Source organism: Croceibacterium aestuarii (genome assembly GCF_030657335.1).
Classification (GTDB): Bacteria; Pseudomonadota; Alphaproteobacteria; order Sphingomonadales; family Sphingomonadaceae; genus Croceibacterium_B; species Croceibacterium_B aestuarii.
The window spans coordinates 75,856-92,227 of sequence record NZ_CP131039.1 but is presented as its reverse complement, the minus strand read 5'-3'; the positions used below and the strand labels follow the sequence as shown (position 1 = coordinate 92,227).

Annotated in this window: 14 protein-coding genes; 7 read left to right on the top strand and 7 right to left on the bottom strand. The window is 66.4% G+C overall.

From position 1 onward, the window contains the following. The 4 genes from Q7I88_RS00425 to ahpC all read right to left on the bottom strand — a co-directional run bounded on the left by Q7I88_RS00425 (position 1) and on the right by ahpC (position 5,519). Positions 1-705, bottom strand: a complete 705-nt coding sequence (locus tag Q7I88_RS00425) for a VIT1/CCC1 transporter family protein (protein WP_305097075.1) — start codon at positions 703-705, stop codon at positions 1-3. A 171-nt stretch (positions 706-876) separates the two neighbouring features. Continuing rightward, positions 877-3,090 carry a catalase/peroxidase HPI gene (gene katG, locus Q7I88_RS00420; RefSeq protein ID WP_305097074.1) on the bottom strand — a complete coding sequence of 738 codons (2,214 nt, stop codon included), beginning with the start codon at positions 3,088-3,090 and terminating at the stop codon, positions 877-879. Between the two features lie 173 nt (positions 3,091-3,263). Beyond that, a complete protein-coding gene (gene ahpF / locus Q7I88_RS00415) occupies positions 3,264-4,853 on the bottom strand; it encodes an alkyl hydroperoxide reductase subunit F (RefSeq protein ID WP_305097073.1) in 1,590 nt (529 codons plus the stop codon). Positions 4,854-4,952: 99 nt separating this feature from the next. Beyond that, a complete protein-coding gene (gene ahpC, locus Q7I88_RS00410; protein ID WP_305097072.1) occupies positions 4,953-5,519 on the bottom strand; it encodes an alkyl hydroperoxide reductase subunit C in 567 nt (188 codons plus the stop codon). Positions 5,520-5,731: 212 nt separating this feature from the next. On the opposite strand from ahpC, the gene Q7I88_RS00405 reads away from it, so the two are divergent. Both Q7I88_RS00405 and Q7I88_RS00400 read left to right on the top strand, forming a co-directional pair. Further along, positions 5,732-6,496: an enoyl-CoA hydratase-related protein gene (locus Q7I88_RS00405; protein WP_305097071.1), complete on the top strand. Its 765-nt coding sequence runs from the start codon at positions 5,732-5,734 to the stop codon at positions 6,494-6,496. A 153-nt stretch (positions 6,497-6,649) separates the two neighbouring features. Next, positions 6,650-7,576, top strand: coding sequence for a DUF8021 domain-containing protein (locus Q7I88_RS00400; protein WP_305097070.1), 927 nt, complete (start codon positions 6,650-6,652; stop codon positions 7,574-7,576). A 100-nt stretch (positions 7,577-7,676) separates the two neighbouring features. On the opposite strand, the gene aroC is transcribed toward Q7I88_RS00400, so the two are convergent. After that, positions 7,677-8,750: a chorismate synthase gene (aroC, locus tag Q7I88_RS00395; protein WP_305097069.1), complete on the bottom strand. Its 1,074-nt coding sequence runs from the start codon at positions 8,748-8,750 to the stop codon at positions 7,677-7,679. Between the two features lie 356 nt (positions 8,751-9,106). On the opposite strand from aroC, the gene ruvA reads away from it, so the two are divergent. From ruvA to Q7I88_RS00370, 5 genes are all read left to right on the top strand, one after another. After that, the gene (gene ruvA, locus Q7I88_RS00390) at positions 9,107-9,709 is read left to right on the top strand and encodes a Holliday junction branch migration protein RuvA (protein WP_305097068.1); all 603 of its coding nucleotides are present in this window, start codon (positions 9,107-9,109) and stop codon (positions 9,707-9,709) included. Beyond that, entirely contained in the window at positions 9,709-10,182 is a 474-nt protein-coding gene (locus tag Q7I88_RS00385; RefSeq protein WP_305097067.1) for a hypothetical protein, read from the top strand. Before ruvA ends, Q7I88_RS00385 begins: the two co-directional genes overlap by 1 nt. Continuing rightward, positions 10,179-10,631 carry a hypothetical protein gene (locus Q7I88_RS00380; RefSeq protein WP_305097066.1) on the top strand — a complete coding sequence of 151 codons (453 nt, stop codon included), beginning with the start codon at positions 10,179-10,181 and terminating at the stop codon, positions 10,629-10,631. Before Q7I88_RS00385 ends, Q7I88_RS00380 begins: the two co-directional genes overlap by 4 nt. Then, a complete protein-coding gene (gene ruvB / locus Q7I88_RS00375; RefSeq protein WP_305097065.1) occupies positions 10,628-11,665 on the top strand; it encodes a Holliday junction branch migration DNA helicase RuvB in 1,038 nt (345 codons plus the stop codon). The genes Q7I88_RS00380 and ruvB overlap by 4 nt, the downstream gene beginning before the upstream one ends. Before the next feature lie 265 nt (positions 11,666-11,930). Next, complete coding sequence (locus tag Q7I88_RS00370) at positions 11,931-12,929, top strand: PEP-CTERM sorting domain-containing protein (RefSeq protein WP_305097064.1); 999 nt, start codon at positions 11,931-11,933, stop codon at positions 12,927-12,929. Positions 12,930-12,937: 8 nt separating this feature from the next. On the opposite strand, the gene Q7I88_RS00365 is transcribed toward Q7I88_RS00370, so the two are convergent. Next, positions 12,938-13,564, bottom strand: a complete 627-nt coding sequence (locus Q7I88_RS00365) for a prolyl hydroxylase family protein (RefSeq protein WP_305097063.1) — start codon at positions 13,562-13,564, stop codon at positions 12,938-12,940. Between the two features lie 80 nt (positions 13,565-13,644). Continuing rightward, on the bottom strand, positions 13,645-16,317 hold the full coding sequence (gene acnA / locus Q7I88_RS00360) for an aconitate hydratase AcnA (RefSeq protein WP_305097062.1): 2,673 nt from the start codon (positions 16,315-16,317) through the stop codon (positions 13,645-13,647). Between the last annotated feature and the right edge of the window lie 55 nt (positions 16,318-16,372).

The following is a 16,372-nucleotide window of genomic DNA, read 5'->3' as shown; positions in this document are numbered from 1 at the left end:
TCAGGCGACCGTCGCGCCGAACAGCTGCCCCACCCCGGCCGTTACGGCCATCGCCAGCGCGCCCCAGAAGCTTACTCGCACCATCGAGGGAACGAGCGGCGCGCTGCCGGCCTTCGCGCCCAGGCCGCCCAGAACGACGAGGCACAGCAACGATACGGCTGCCACCGCCGGGATCACGATGCCCATGGGGACCAGCGGAACGACGGCAAGCGGCGCGGCCGCACCCGCGGTGAATGTCAGTGCGGAGGCCATCGCCGCCTGCAGCGGCCGGGCCGTGGTGGCTTCGGAAATCCCCAGTTCGTCGCGGGCGTGGGCGCCTAGGGCATCGTGCGCCATCATCTGCGTCGCCACGGTGCTGGCGGTGGCCGGATCGACGCCTCGGCCCTCGTAGATCTTGGCCAGTTCGGCGTGCTCGAAGTCGGGCTGTTCGGCCAGTTCGCGGGTCTCGCGGGCAAGATCGGCCTTCTCGGTATCGGCCTGCGAACTGACCGAGACATATTCGCCCGCCGCCATCGACATCGCTCCGGCAAACAGCGCCGCCATGCCCGCGACCAGCACTTCGCTGCGCCCGGCACTGGCCGAGGCGACGCCGACGATCAGGCTGGCGGTCGAGACAATCCCGTCGTTGGCGCCCATTACGGCGGCCCGCAGCCAACCGATCCGCGAGGTGGCGTGGGATTCGGAGTGAACGTGAAGACGGCCCATGATCTGTTCTCCCGCACCATGCGGCCGCGCCGGGTGCGCCGCAGTTGCACCATATCCGATGCGGCAAAATCCGGCCCGGGAAATTGTTCGAGGGCAAAAAACAAGACCCCCGGCATCGCTACCGGGGGTCCGTCTTGCCGGCCCGGGCGGTGGGCCGCAACAAATCGGCGCCTACTGGTGGTACTTGGCGCAGGTCAGGTCGAAGCGGTCGGCGTCCATGACCTTGGTCCAGGCCTTGACGAAGTCCTTCACGAACTTCTCTTCGTTTCCATTCTCGGCGTAGACCTGTCCGACGGCGCGCAGTTCGGAGTTCGAACCGAAGATCAGGTCGGCGCGGGTGGCGTGCCACTTGGTGCTGCCGTCCTTGCGGTCGGTCGCGACGTATTCCTGGTCGCTGTCGTCAGTCGCCTTCCAGACGTTCGTCATGTCGTAGAGGTTGACGAAGAAGTCGTTGGTCAACTGGCCCGAACGCTTGGTGAAGTGGCCGTGCCCGCGTTCGCCGTGGTTGGCGCCGAGCACGCGCAGGCCGCCGATCAGCACCGTCATCTCTGGCACCGAGAGGCCGAGCAGGCTGGCGCGGTCGAGCATCATTTCCTCGACCTTGATCGCGAGCTTCTTCTTGCCGACGTAGTTGCGGAAGGCGTCGGCCTCGGGCTCCATCACGTCGAAGCTCGCGGCATCGGTCTGGTCCTGCGTCGCGTCGCCGCGACCGCCCGTGAAGGGGACCTCGACTGAGAAGCCGGCGTCCTTGATCGCCTTCTCGAGCCCGACCACTCCGCCGAGAACGATGGCATCGGCGAGGCTCATGTCCCCGCGCAGGCCGTTGAGGGTGTCGATGACCTTGGCGAGCATCACCGGCTCGTTGACCTCCCAGTTCTTCTGCGGCTCGAGCGCCACGCGCGCGCCGTTGGCGCCGCCCCGGTGGTCGGACTTGCGATACGTCGAGGCCGAGGCCCAGGCGGTCTTGATCAGCTGGCTGACGGTCAGCCCGCTATCGGCGATCTTGCCCTTGATCTCGTTGACAAGGCTGTCGGATGGCATCGTGCCGGCCGGGACCGGATCCTGCCAGATCAGGTCTTCTTCGGGCACCTCGGGCCCAAGGTAGCGCGCCTTGGGGCCCATGTCGCGGTGGGTCAGCTTGAACCACGCGCGGGCGAAGGCATCCTTGAACGCCTCGTGATCGTTGCGGAACTTCTCCGATATCTTGCGGAATTCCGGATCGTTCTTGAGCGCCATGTCCGCGGTGGTCATCATCGTCGGAACCTTCTTGCTCGGGTCCCAGGCCGCCGGCGCCATGTCCTCTTCCTTCTGGTCGATCGGCTGCCACTGCTGGGCGCCCGCGGGGGACTTCACCAGCTCGTAATCGTAATCGAGCAGCAGGCGGAAGTAGTTCTCGCTCCACTTGTCGGGGGTATTGGTCCACGCACCTTCGAGGCCGCTTGTCACGGTGTGCTCGCCGATGCCGCCATGCTCTTCTCCGGAAACCCAGCCGAAGCCCTGCGCGGCGAGGTCGCCGCCCGCCGGCGCCGCGCCAAGGGTCGATGGATCGCCATTGCCGTGGCACTTGCCGAAGGTATGGCCGCCGGCGGTAAGCGCTACCGTCTCTTCGTGATCCATCGCCATGCGGGCGAAGGTTTCCTTGATGTCGCGCGCCATGCCTTCCATGTCGTGCGGATTGCCCTGCGGGCCTTCGGGGTTGACGTAGATCAGGCCCATCTGGATCGCGGCGAGCGGTCCTTCGAGCTCGTGCATGCCGTGGTCTGGCGCGATGCGGGTCTGAACGTTCTCGTTCACCCACTTGTCTTCCGAACCCCAATAGATGTCGCGCTCGGGCTCGTAGACGTCGGCGCGGCCGCCGCCGAAGCCGAAGGTCGGCCCGCCCATGCTCTCGATCGCGACGTTGCCGGCGAGGATGAACAGGTCGGCCCAGCTGATGTTCTTGCCGTACTTCTGCTTGATCGGCCACAGCAGGCGGCGCGCCTTGTCGAGATTGCCGTTGTCGGGCCAGCTGTCGAGCGGGGCGAAGCGCTGCTGGCCGCTGTTGGCGCCGCCGCGGCCGTCGGCGGTGCGGTAGGTACCCGCCGCGTGCCAGGCCATGCGGATGAAGAACGGTCCGTAATGGCCGTAGTCCGCCGGCCACCACGGCTGGCTGTCGGTCATCAGGTCGGTGAGGTCCTGCTTGAGCGCCTTGTAATCGACGGCGTTGAAAGCCTCGGCGTAGTCGAAATCGTCGCCGTAGGGGTTGGTGGGGCCGTTGGGGTTGAGGATTTCGGTGGCGAGCATCTCCGGCCACCAGTCCTTGTTGGTGCGGCCGAGCAGCGCCCGCACGCCTCCGTCGTGGGGTACCGGGCAACCGCCCTCGATCGATCCTGTCTTGGCGTCCATCTTTCGCTCTCCTGTCTGCCGGTTGTTGCAGTGCAGCGACTCAGCAGGTCGCCGTCTTTGACGCAGACTAACAGGAGGGCGGGCGAGGGGTTAGCGGGATAGTCCGATAAGGTTGAGCGAATTAATCAATCACCGCCTGTCGAGCGAGACAATCGATTAGTCGCAATGGGCGCTCAGGCGGCTTCCGCGATGTCGGTGACCGGTTCGGTGCGGATCAGATAGTCGAACGCGCTGAGCGCCGCCTTGGAGCCTTCGCCCATCGCGATCACGATCTGCTTGTAGGGAACCGTGGTCACGTCGCCTGCCGCAAAAACGCCGGGCAGGTTGGTCGCCGCCCGCCCGTCGATCTCGATCTCGCCGTGGCGCGACAGCGTGATGCCGCTGTCCGCGAGCCATTCGGTATTCGGAACGAGGCCGATCTGCACGAACACGCCTTCGAGATCCACGCGGTGCTCCTGCCCCGAATGCCGCCCGCGCCACACCAGGCCGGTCACGCGCTCGCCGTCGCCGGTGATCTCGGTCGTCTCGGCCGAGAGCAGCACGTCGACGTTGCCGAGCGAATGGAGCTTGTCCTGCAGAACCTGGTCGGCGCGCAGGGCGTCGGCGAATTCGACCAGCGTGACGTGATCGACGATGTTGGCCAGGTCGATGGCCGCCTCGACCCCCGAATTGCCGCCGCCGATCACCGCCACGCGCTTGCCCTTGTACAGCGGGCCGTCGCAGTGCGGGCAGTAGGCCACGCCCTTGTTGCGGTATTCGTCCTCGCCCGGCACGCCGAGCTGGCGCCAGCGCGCGCCGGTGGCGAGAATGACGCTGCGTGCCTTGAGGCTGCCGCCGCCGGCAAAGCGCACTTCGTGCATGCCGCCCGGCATGCGTGCCGGGATGAGCTTTTCCGCCGTCTGGAGCGTCATGACGTCGACCGCGTTCTCGGCGACGTGCTGCTCGAGCTGAGCAACGAGCTTGGGGCCTTCGGTATAGGGCACGGAAATGAAGTTCTCGATGCCGAGCGTGTCGAGCACCTGGCCGCCGAACCGCTCGGCCGCGATCCCGGTAGCAAAGCCCTTGCGCGCGGCATAGATCGAGGCCGCCGCACCCGCCGGCCCGCCGCCGACGATCAGCACGTCGAACGGCTTCTTCTCGGCCAGCTTGGCCGCGGCGCGGGCGCCGGCGTTGCTGTCCAGCTTGGCGAGGATTTCCTCGACGCCCATCTTGCCGCTGGCCCACATTTCGCCATTCAGGAACGTGGCGGGCACGGCCATGACGCCGCGGCTCTCGACCTCGTCCTGGAACGTGCCGCCTTCGATCAGGGTCGCGGTCACGCCCGTGTTGTTGAGCGCCAGCAGGGTCAGCGCCTGCACCACGTCGGGGCAGTTGTGGCAGCTCAGCGAGAAATACATCTCGAAGGCGTAGGTGCCCTCGAGGTCGCGAATCTGCGCCATGACCTCGTCGGAGACCTTGGGCGGATGCCCGCCGGCCCACAGCAGCGCCAGCACCAGGCTGGTGAACTCGTGCCCCATCGGCAGCCCGGCGAACTCGACCGCGACATCCGGATCGGACGCGCGGCGAATGACGAAGCTCGGCGTCCGCGAACCGGCCCCGTCGAAGCGCGCCGAGACCATGTCATGCAGCGCAGCGATCTCGGTGAGGAGTTCGCGCGTGTCGTCCGACTTCTTGCCTTGCCCGAGCGTCGCGACGAGCTCGATCGGCTCGCGCAGGTTGGCGAGGTAGGTCTTGAGCTGCTGGGTCAGGGTCGCGTCGAGCATGGCGGTTCCGTTACAATGAAGGGTTGGAGACCCGGGGCGGCGAGGGGGGAGGGGGCCGCCCCGGGTCTCGCGGCCGCCGCTGGGGCGGCCGCTGTCGAATCAGAGCTTGCCGACGAGGTCGAGCGAGGGAGCCAGCGTGTCGCTGCCTTCTTCCCAGGCCGCCGGGCACACTTCGCCCGGATGCGAACGCACGTATTGCGCGGCGCGGATCTTGCGGACCAGCTCGTTGGCGTTGCGGCCGACACCCTCGCAGGTGATTTCCATGAGCTGGATCACGCCGTCGGGATCGACCACGAAGGTCGCGCGGTCGGCCAGGCCGACACCGTCGCGCAGCACGCCGAAGTTGTTCGACAGTACGTGCATCTGGTCGCCGAGGAAGGCGTACTTGAGCTTGCCGATCTTCTCCGAGGTGTCGTGCCACGCCTTGTGGCTGAAGTGCGTGTCGGTGCTGACCGCGAAAACTTCGACGCCGAGCTTCTGCAGCATCTCGTAATGCTCGCCGAGATCCTCGAGCTCGGTCGGGCACACGAAGGTGAAGTCCGCCGGGTAGAAGAAGAACACGGCCCACTTGCCCTCGATGTCCTTTTCGGTGACGTCGTAGAAGTTTTCGCCCGCCTTGAAGGCGGTCGCCTTGAACGGCTTGATCGTGCTGCCGATGATACCCATCAAAATGCTCCTGTTCGGTTGTCTGCGAGGGTTGAAAACTCGAAGGCGGAGATAGTCATTGATGCGGCGCAACAAAGGTGTTTGTTGCGATTGCGAACATCGAAATTATCAATCAATCGTGCGCAAGTTTCCGTACGCGCAACACCTGTTGCAGTAATCGCAATCAGCGGTGTTTCGTGGCACGAGGTTCGGGCCAGAAAGAGGAGGGCGCGATGAGCGGTCAGGTCGCGATTCGGGACGTCGGCGGGGTGCGCGAGGTGACCTTCGACCGGCCCGAGAAGAAGAACGCGCTCTCGATGGCGATGTACCGCGCCGCGCGCGAGGCGCTCGAAGGCGCCCAGCGCGATCCGGCGCTCCGCGTCGTGCTGTTCACCGGCGCGGGAGAGGTCTTTACCGCGGGCAACGACATGGCAGACTTCGCCCGGGTGGCGAGCGGCGCGGCCGATGCGGACGAGGGCACGCGCTTCATCGCGGCGCTGGCGCGGGCGGAAAAGCCGATCGTCGCCGCCGTCCCCGGTCTCGCGGTCGGTATCGGCACGACGCTGCTCTTGCACTGCGACCTCGTCTATCTTGCCCAGGGCGCGCGGCTCACCGCGCCTTTCGTCGATCTCGCGCTGGTGCCCGAGGCGGCTTCGAGCCTGCTGCTCCCCGCGCGCATCGGCCATGTTCGCGCCTTCGCGATGTTCGCGCTGGGCGAGGGGCTGACGGCGCAGGAGGCGATGGCGCTCGGTCTCGCCAACGCCGTCCTGCCCGCCGGCGACGTTCTGCCGGCAGCGCGCGAAGCCGCCGCGGCGCTGGCTCGCCGGCCGCTCGGCGCGCTCGTCGCCACCAAGCGGCTGATGCGCGACGCCGAAACGCTGCTGGCGCGGACCGACGCCGAAATGGCGGAGTTCCGCGAGCGCCTGCAGAGCGCCGAAGCGCGCGAGGCGTTCGCCGCATTCATGGAACGGCGCGCGCCCGACTTCTCGGGATTCTGAAAGGCCGCAAATCGACCCCTTGCGCGGCGGGAAAAAACCCGCCCCCGAAAGCGCGCCCCCCGCACCGCTCAGGGCGCTTTTCCAATTCGGAGCGGGCGCGCTATAGTCCGCCGGCCGCGGCGCTGCGCCCGGCCATTTGGGGGGAGAGAAGTCTTGCGAATCGTCCTGGCGCTGTGCCTGATCCTGTCGTCCGCCGCGGTCGCCGCGCGGCCGGCCGCCGCCGCCGAGGCCGCCGCACCGTCCTGCGACCGCGAATGCCTGCGCGGCAAAGTCAGCGAAGTGCTCTACGCGCTCGCCGACCACGACGTCAGCAAGCTGCCCGTTGCCGCCACGCTGCGGGTCACCGAAGACGGCGTCGAGAAGCCGCTCGACAAGGTCGGGCTGGTGCGGTCGGTCACCCGGCTGCGCGGTTATCGCCAGGACATCGTCGACACGCGCGCCGGCCAAGCCGTGGCGGGCGCCATGGTCGAGGAATCGGGCGCGCCGATCCTGCTGGTCGTGCGGGTCAGGATAGACGGCGACAACAAGATCGACGAACTCGAACTGGTCGCCACCCGCAGCCGCGCCGATGGCATGATCTACAACATCGACGCCTACAGCGGTGCCCCGGCCGAGGGGATGGCCCTGCCGCCGCGGCCGGACCAGCTCGAATCGCGCGACGAGGCAATCCGCATTGCCATGTTCTACCCGCGCGGGCTCAGCAATGCCGAGACCTTTGACGCCATCGGCACCCCGTTCGCGCCCGAGGCTTTCCGGCTCGAAAACGGCGCGCTCATGGCCGGGCCGGGGTGCACGTTCTTCCCGGGCTGCGAGGACATCGGCAATCAGTCGCTGGCGATCTTCAAGCAGTTGGGCCGGGTCACCGTGCGCGAAATCGTCGTCGACGAGCGCATGGGCATCGTTCTCATGCGGCTCCACTGGAACCAGCGCGGCGGACCGGATTCGCCCAAGCTGACGGCCTGGGAGATGTTCAAGGTCTACGACGGCCAGATCCACATGGTGCAGGCCTGGATGCGCCTGTTCCCCCCGGAACTCGCGCTCGGCGGCTGGCCGATCCGCGAGGGCATCGTGCAGCCGTGAGGGTGCAATATCGCGACCCTGGATCAAATCCGGGGCGACGAAGAAGCGAAGTGGTCCGCCAAAGATTTACGTCACCCCGGGCTTGACCCGGGGTCCCGCTTCATGACCCGCACTGCGCCCGGTGCAGCAGCTTGTGGTCGGTCAGGACCAGCGCCATCATCGCCTCGACCACCGGGGTGCCGCGGATGCCCACGCAGGGATCGTGGCGGCCCTTGGTGGCGAGCTCGGTCGCCGCGCCTTCGCGCGTTACGGTTTCCTGCGGGATAAGGATCGAGCTGGTCGGCTTGAACGCCACCCGAACTACCACCGGCTGACCGGTGCTGATGCCGCCGGCGATGCCGCCCGCATGGTTGGCGAGGAACTCGGGCGAGCCGTTTTCGCCCGGACGCATCGGGTCGGCGTTCTCTTCCCCGCGCAGGCGGGCGGCGGCCATGCCTTCGCCGATCTCGACGCCCTTGACCGCATTGATGCCCATCATCGCACTCGCCAGGTCCGCGTCGAGCTTGGCGTAGATCGGCGCGCCCCAGCCGGCCGGAACGCCGGTCGCGACGCATTCGACCACCGCGCCGAGGCTCGAGCCGGCCTTGCGCGCCTCGTCGACCAGCGCTTCCCACCGCTTGGCCGCCGCCGCGTCGGGGCAGAAGAACGGGTTGTTGCCGATTTCGGCCGCGTCGAACCTCGCAGGGTCGATCGCATCGCCGCCGATCTCCGAGACGTAGGCGGTGAGCGTCACTTCCGCGATGACCAGCCGCGCCACCGCGCCCGCGGCGACCCGCGCCGCCGTCTCCCGCGCGCTCGACCGCCCGCCGCCGCGGTAGTCGCGCAAACCGTACTTGGCGTCGTAGGCATAGTCGGCGTGGCCCGGGCGATAAGCCTTGGCGACTTCCGAATAATCCTTCGAGCGCTGGTCGACGTTCTCGATCATCAGCGAAATCGGCGTGCCGGTGGTCCGGCCCTCGAACGTGCCCGAGAGGATGCGGACTGCGTCGGGTTCCTTGCGCTGGGTGGTGAACTTGCTGGTCCCCGGCCGCCGGGCATCTAGGAACGGCTGGATATCGCTTTCGGTGAGCGAAAGGCCCGGCGGACACCCGTCTACAATCGCGCCGAGCGCCGGCCCGTGGCTTTCGCCCCAGGTGGTGAAACGCAAGACCCGTCCGAAGGTGTTCCAGCTCATGAGGGGTTCCCATAGCGCAACCGCCGTCGGTGTCGAGCGTCCGGCAGAGGAATGGGCTGTCCTACAGACCCTGACTTGTGCCAGTCTCCTCGGATGATCGGCTTGCCCCCTCGAACCAGCCTTCCGGTCGAGAGCAGCGCCAGAAGCGATTTTCCTCGCGATTCCGCAAGAGTGTCACCCGGCCGATTGTGCTTCAAGCCATTGGAAACACAAGAAATACTGTCGAATGAGCCGGGTGACACCCTGTCGCTTGTGTCATCCTCTCGCGGGCCCCTCGCAGCCATGCCGCGTCGTCACCGTGGACGATGGGCACATGCCCCCTTTCAAAACGGCCGCCCAGCGAGCAGGAACAAAGCATGATTGCCAAGCTCAAGGGTGTGCTCGACGAGACGGGGAGCGACTGGGCGGTGATCGACGTCGCCGGCGTCGGTTACCTCGTCCACTGCTCGTCGAAGACGCTCGCCGCGCTGGGCGAGGTGGGCGAGGGCTGCACGGTCTTCACCGACCTGCAGGTGTCCGAGAACGACATGCGCCTGCTCGGCTTCGCCGACGCCGGCGAGCGCGACTGGTTCCGGCTGTTGACCCAGGTGCAGGGCGTCGGCTCGAAAGTGGCGCTGGCGATCCTTTCGGCGCTCTCTACGCAAGAACTGCGCGACGCCTGCGCCGCCATCGACGCCGCCACGGTGGCGAGAGCGCAGGGCGTTGGCCCGAAGCTGGCGGGCCGCATCGTCAACGAACTCAAGGACAAGGCCGGCGCGCTGCCCGGAAGCGGACTGGCCGGCGCCTCAGTCGCCGCGCCGCGCGGCGGAGCCGCCGCCGATGCCTTGTCCGCGCTGCAGAACCTCGGCTTCAAGCCCGCCATCGCGGCCGCTGCCGTCGCCCACGCACAGGCCGAGCTGGGCGACGACGCCAGCGACACCGATCTCATCCGCGTGGCGCTGAAGAGGGCGGCGGGGTGATGGGCGCGCTGACGCCCGAGCAAAAGGAAGTCGCCCGCGCTGAAGGGCAACGCTGGTGGGATTCCGCCCATGATCGGCTGAGGTTCTCGGTTGAATATGCGCAAGCGGGGATCAAGGCGCTGTTCTTGGCGAATGGCGGCGGCATTCTCGCGCTCCTAACCTTTGCTGGCAATACTGGAGCCGTTGTTGAGCCGCGGGCGCTGTTTTGGAGCTTCGTTTGGTTCGGAATTGGCTGCTTCTCGGCATTAGCCATCTACATCGCGGGCTATGTCTCACAGGGCTTGGTGATGCAGGCCGAATTTGTTGAGTCGAGACGGGCGATTTCCGACTCTTTGGAGTTGGAACAGTCTTTTGACGCGACACCATTCGAGACGAAAAGCGAGATAGCCGAGAGGGTCGGGCTTTCGTGTGCTTTCATATCACTCGGGATGTTTTTGCTCGGAGCACTCGTCGGCCTGGATTCTGTGACATGACTAATATTCCGATCGAAGTGGGGAAGGAGAAACTCCGCCGGACAAGCGAAGCTAGAATCACGTTAATTGAGGAGCACTCGGCGGCCTTTCGGTGGCTGATGGCGTCCTTTCTCGCAATTAACGGAGGCGGTCTGCTCGCAATTTCGGACCTCGAAATGCCAACGACGATGTTTCGAATCGCTGGAGGGGCGTTTTGGCTCGGCATCATCTGCGCCTTGGGATTGGCTTGGCGCTCTCAAGTGATCAACAGGCAGGCGATCCAAAGATTGAGTTACATCGAGTTGATCTGGGCAACGGCCATCGCAGTCCGAGACATTGATCCCAAGGTGGCAGAAGACGCGGAGAGGGATTTTGCCACAATAAGCCCGCTCTCTGCGCGAGCGTTTTCTTGGGCTTCAGTCGCCTGCTTCTCTGTGGGTTCGTGGGTCACCGGGTTTGCGGTTACATGACCGATAACCCCGCCCTCTCCCCCCAGCGCCAGCCGGAGGACCCGGACGCCGCGCTGCGGCCCAAGACCCTGACCGAGTTCGTCGGCCAAGAGGCCGCGCGCGAGAATTTGCGAGTCTTCATCGAGGCTGCGCGGGGACGCGGCGAGGCGATGGACCACGTGCTGTTCTTCGGGCCGCCGGGGCTGGGCAAGACCACGCTGGCGCAGATCGTCGCGCGCGAGATGGGCGTCGGTTTCCGCGCCACCAGCGGGCCGGTGATCGGCAAGACCGGCGACCTCGCCGCGCTGCTCACCAACCTCGAGCCCAACGACGTGCTGTTCATCGACGAGATTCACCGTCTCAACCCGGTGGTCGAGGAAGTGCTCTACCCGGCGATGGAGGACCGCGCGCTCGACCTGATCATCGGCGAGGGCCCTTCGGCGCGCTCGGTGCGGATCGACCTGCCGCCGTTCACGCTGATCGGGGCGACCACCCGGCAGGGGCTGCTGACCACCCCGCTGCGCGACCGCTTCGGCATCCCGGTGCGGCTCAACTTCTACACCGTCGAGGAACTGCAGCGGGTGGTGACCCGCGGGGCCGACAAGCTCGGCGTGGCTATCGATCCCGCCGGCGCGCGCGAGATCGCCCGCCGCGCCCGCGGCACGCCGCGCGTGGCCGGGCGGTTGCTGCGCCGGGTCCGCGACTTCGCCCACGTCGCCGGCGACGGGACGGTCACGCAGGGCGTGGCCGACAAGGCGCTGACCCGGCTCGAGGTCGACGCCCTCGGGCTCGACGCGATGGACCGGCGTTACCTGACGATGATCGCCGAGATCTACGGCGGCGGCCCGGTCGGGGTGGAAACGCTCGCCGCCGGCCTCGCCGAGCCGCGCGACACGATCGAGGAAGTGGTCGAACCGTTCCTCATCCAGCTCGGCCTGGTGGCCCGCACCGCGCGTGGGCGATGCCTTAACGCGGGCGGCTGGAAACACCTCGGAATGAACCCTCCCGGCGGCCTGCAGGAAGGTCTTTTCGGCGATTCTCCGGCTGCGAAATAGAGGGCGGAGGGGAGAGCGCAAAACGCCCGAAACCCGCGCAATTGCTTAATTTTTGCTTATCGAATGCCCACCATTCAGTGCCACTGTGGGACAACCCCGGGTCTGGCGATGCCGGGCCCTTCAAAAAAGCGCCCGCAAGGCTTCTTTTCTTGGTTAACGCAATTGCCGGGTAAGGTTTTTTGGCTGTTCTTGGCTGGAACCGGACACGCCGTGCCTTCCATTTCGGGAAGGTCAGGCAAATCCGGGAAAGCTTGAGAGATCGACCATGTCTGTACGTATGGCCCTCGCGAAACTGTCCGCAGCAGCGTCAATCGGCGCGGTTGCCGTCGGCGGTGCAGTGCACGTGGCAGAGGCGCCCGCCAGCGGCGCTCCCGAATATCACGCCGGGAAGTACACCAAGGCTGCGCCGGTGAAGTACACCAAGACCAAGACCGCCAAGCGCGTCATCCCGCACAAGGTCAAGCGCATCCGCCGCACGATCACGCTGGAATGCGCGCCCGGCGAAACGATGGTCAAACCCGGCGAACTCGGACCCGGCGGTGCGCCGGCGCGCGAAGAGGCCTACTGCTACTCGCAGGCCGCGCCGCAAATGGCGATGGTCCCGGTCAGCGTTCCCCTGCCACCGCAGGGCGGCATGATCGCTGGTGGCGGCGGCGGAGCCCCGGTGGTGATCGGCGGCTCGGGCGGCTTCGGCGGCTTCGGCGGCGGGTTCTTCGGGGGCTTCTTCGGCGGGTCGAGCAGCGGCGGCAGCGTCAATCTCTCGAGCACCACGACCACCACCGGCGGACAGAGCCAGGGTCAGGGGCAGGTCATCAACGTCGACGTCAATGTCGACAATTCGAATGTCGGGGCGACCTCGACCTCGACGTCGAGCGGCGGCTCCTCGACCTCCACTTCTACCGGCGGTCTGACCAGCACCACGACTTCGTCGTCGGGCAACGTCACCTCGACCTCGAGTTCTTCGGGCAACGTTTCCAGCTCGACCTCGAGTTCGACCTCGGGCAACGTCTCGACCAGCACCTCGACCTCGACCTCCAGCTCGACCTCGGGCAATATCACCTCGAGTACTTCGACCTCGAGCAGCACGTCGACCTCGACCTCGGGATCAAGCAGCACCTCGGGCAGCAGCAGCTACGGCTGCGGCAAGCACTGCGGCACCACCTCGGGCACTCAGGTTCCGGCACCGCCGATGCTGCTCCTGTTCGGCGCGGGTGCCGCGGCGGTCTTCGGCCGGCGCAGGCGCAGAAAGCCCGCCACCGCCTGAGCCGTCATCTACTCGGGGTTCAGGCGCCAGGCTTCCAGCCGGTACCACTGGGTGACGATATATTTGACGCCCGCGTCCACTGGTCTCCCGCCATGGCGGGTCGCCGGGTTGGGCCGCCCGCGCCGGTCCATGTTGTTCCACACCAGGAGCATGCCCGCCGCGGGGCGGATCGACAGCTCGAGCTCGGGGAAATCGGTTGTCCCGCCCGCTTCGACGGCGTTGAGATAGAGCATCGCGGTCCAGGTCCGCTGGCCCCCGCGCAGCCGCTCGCGCTGCCAGTGTTCGCGCTGCTGCAGGAAGTGGTCGCGGTGAATCCGGTATTCCTCCCCGCAGCGATAGCGCTGGCCCTGCATCGTCTCGGCGTTGGCCCGCTGGAGGCCGAGCAAGGCGTCGATCCGTTCGCCAAGGTCCGTCGCGACCGGATCGTCGCGGAAATAATGCGTCGAGCTCGTGCGGATCCCCTTCCGGCCGCTCGGGCTGTCGTTGAACAGGATTGAGGGCGCGGCGTGCTGCTCGATCGTCGCGATCAACGCGCGGCAATCCTCCGGGCCGGCAAACTCCGGCACGGTGAACAGATCCGCCTTGCGCCCGCCGAGAGGGCGGGCTCGGGCATCCTCGAGGAGCCGCTTCCGCACTGCCTTGCCGACAGCGGCGAGTCGGGCCGGATCGGCCTTCTCGTCGGCCGGCTTGCCGAGCCCGAGGCGGGCCAGCAGGCTCAGGCCGCGAGCTTCCTCAACACGTACTGCAGGATGCCGCCGTTGCGATAGTATTCGAGCTCGTTTGCGGTATCGATGCGGCACTTCGCCGTGAAGGTGAAGCTTGTCCCGTCGGCGCGCGCCACTTCGACTTCCATGTCCTGCTGCGGCTTGATGTCCGCCAGGCCGCGGATCGTGAAGCTATCGTCGCTCTTCAGGCCGAGCGTTTCGCGTGTGTCCCCGCCGGTGAATTGCAGCGGCAGCACGCCCATGCCGACGAGGTTCGAACGGTGGATGCGCTCGAAGCTCTCGACGACCACGGCGCGGACACCGAGCAGGATCGTGCCCTTGGCTGCCCAATCGCGGCTCGACCCGGTACCGTATTCCTTGCCGGCGACGACGATCAGCGGCGTACCGTCTTCCTTGTGCTTCATCGCCGCATCGTAGATCGGCATCGTCTCGCCCTCGTAGGTGGTCATGCCACCTTCGACGCCGGGGACCATCTCGTTGCGAATGCGGATATTGGCGAAGGTGCCGCGCATCATCACCTCGTGATTGCCGCGGCGGCTGCCGTAGGAATTGAAGTCCTGCTTCGCGACCTGGTGGGCGAGCAAGTATTCGCCAGCCGGGCTGTCGGCTTTGATAGATCCGGCCGGGGAAATATGGTCCGTGGTGACCGAATCCCCGAGGATCGCCAGCGGCTTGGCGTCGACGATATCGGTAATCGTCGCTGGCTCCATTGTCATCCCGTCGAAGTAGGGCGGGTTGGCGATATAGGTGCTGCCGGCGCGCCACTGGTAAGTATCGGAGCCGGTGACGTCGATCGCCTGCCAGTGTTCGTCGCCCTTGTAGACGTCGGCATAGCGGGCCTGGAACATGCCCCGGTCGATCGAGCCCATGCGAATCTCGTTCACCTCCGCATTGGTCGGCCAGACATCCTTGAGAAAGACGTCGGCGCCGTCCTTGTCCTGACCCAGCGGGGTGGTGGTGATGTCCTCGGTCACCGTGCCTTTGAGCGCGTAGGCAACGACCAGCGGCGGGCTAGCGAGGAAGTTGGCGCGCACGTCGGGACTGACGCGGCCTTCGAAGTTGCGGTTGCCCGAGAGGACCGAGGCGGCGACGATGTCGTTGCCGTTGATCGCCTTGCTGATCGGCTCGGCCAGCGGACCCGAATTGCCGATGCAGGTGGTGCAGCCATAGCCGACGAGATCGAAGCCGATAGCGTCGAGATCGGATTGCAGCCCCGCCTTGATGAGGTAGTCGGTAACCACCTGCGATCCTGGGGCGAGGCTGGTCTTGACCCACGGCTTGGGCATCATTCCTTTGGCGTGCGCCTTCCTGGCGACGAGGCCGGCGGCGATAAGCACATCGGGGTTGCTCGTGTTGGTGCAGCTGGTGATCGCCGCGATGACGACGTCACCGTCACCGATGTCGTGGTTCCGGTCATCGACGTCGACGCGCACCGGCCCGCTCTTGCCGTAGAGCTTCTTGAGATCGGTGTTGAACAGTTCGGCCACCTCGGGCAGCGCGACCTTGTCCTGCGGACGCTTGGGACCGGCGAGCGAGGGCACGACGCGTTCCATGTCGAGCTCGAGAGTCTTGGTGAAGACCGGCTCGTTCTCGGGCGTGAACCACAGACCCTGTGCCTTGGAATAGGCTTCGACGAGGGCGAGCTGCTCCTCGTCGCGGCCGGTCAGGGCGAGGTATTCGATGGTCTTCTCGTCGACTCCGAAAAAGCCGCAGGTGGCCCCGTATTCGGGCGCCATGTTGGCGATGGTTGCGCGGTCGGCGAGGCTGAGCTGGGTAACGCCGGGGCCGTAGAATTCGACGAAACTGCCGACCACGCCGACCTGGCGCAGCATCTGCACGCAGGTCAGCACGAGGTCGGTGGCGGTCACGCCCTCGGCGAGCTTGCCGATGAGCTTGAAGCCGACGACTTCGGGAATCAGCATCGAGACCGGCTGACCGAGCATGGCCGCTTCCGCCTCGATCCCGCCGACGCCCCAACCGAGCACGCCGAGACCGTTGACCATCGTGGTGTGACTGTCGGTGCCGACGCAAGTGTCGGGATAGGCGACGGTCTCGCCGCTTTCGTCCTGGCTGGTCCAGACGCACTGCGCGATGTGCTCGAGGTTGACCTGGTGGCAGATGCCGGTGCCCGGAGGCACGGCCTTGAAGTTGTCGAGGCTCTTCGAACCCCACTTGAGGAAGTCGTAACGCTCGGCGTTGCGCTGGTATTCGAGCTCGACGTTCCGAGCGAAAGCCTTGGGCGTGCCGAATTCGTCGACCATGACCGAGTGATCGATGACGAGGTGAACCGGGACCAGCGGGTTGATCTTGCTGGTGTCGCCGCCGAGCCGCGCGATGGCATCGCGCATCGCCGCGAGGTCGACGACGCAGGGCACGCCGGTGAAGTCCTGCATCAGCACGCGCGCCGGGCGGTACTGGATCTCGCTGCCGGTTGCCGGGTTGTTCTGCCAGTCGGCGATCGCCTGGATGTCCGCCTGCGAGACGGTGAAGCCGCCGTCCTCGAAACGCAGCATGTTCTCCAGCAAGACCTTCATGCTGAAGGGCAGGCGGCTGACGTCGCCGATCGTTTCGGACGCCTTGCTCAGGGAATAGTACGCGTAGGACTTGCCCCCCACTTCAAGCGTCGAGCGGGTTCCGAGCGAGTTCTTGCCGACCTGAGTCATCTGCGGCTGGTCCTTCCTGTTTTGTCGAGCCCGGCCTGAGAGATCGCGCATCAGC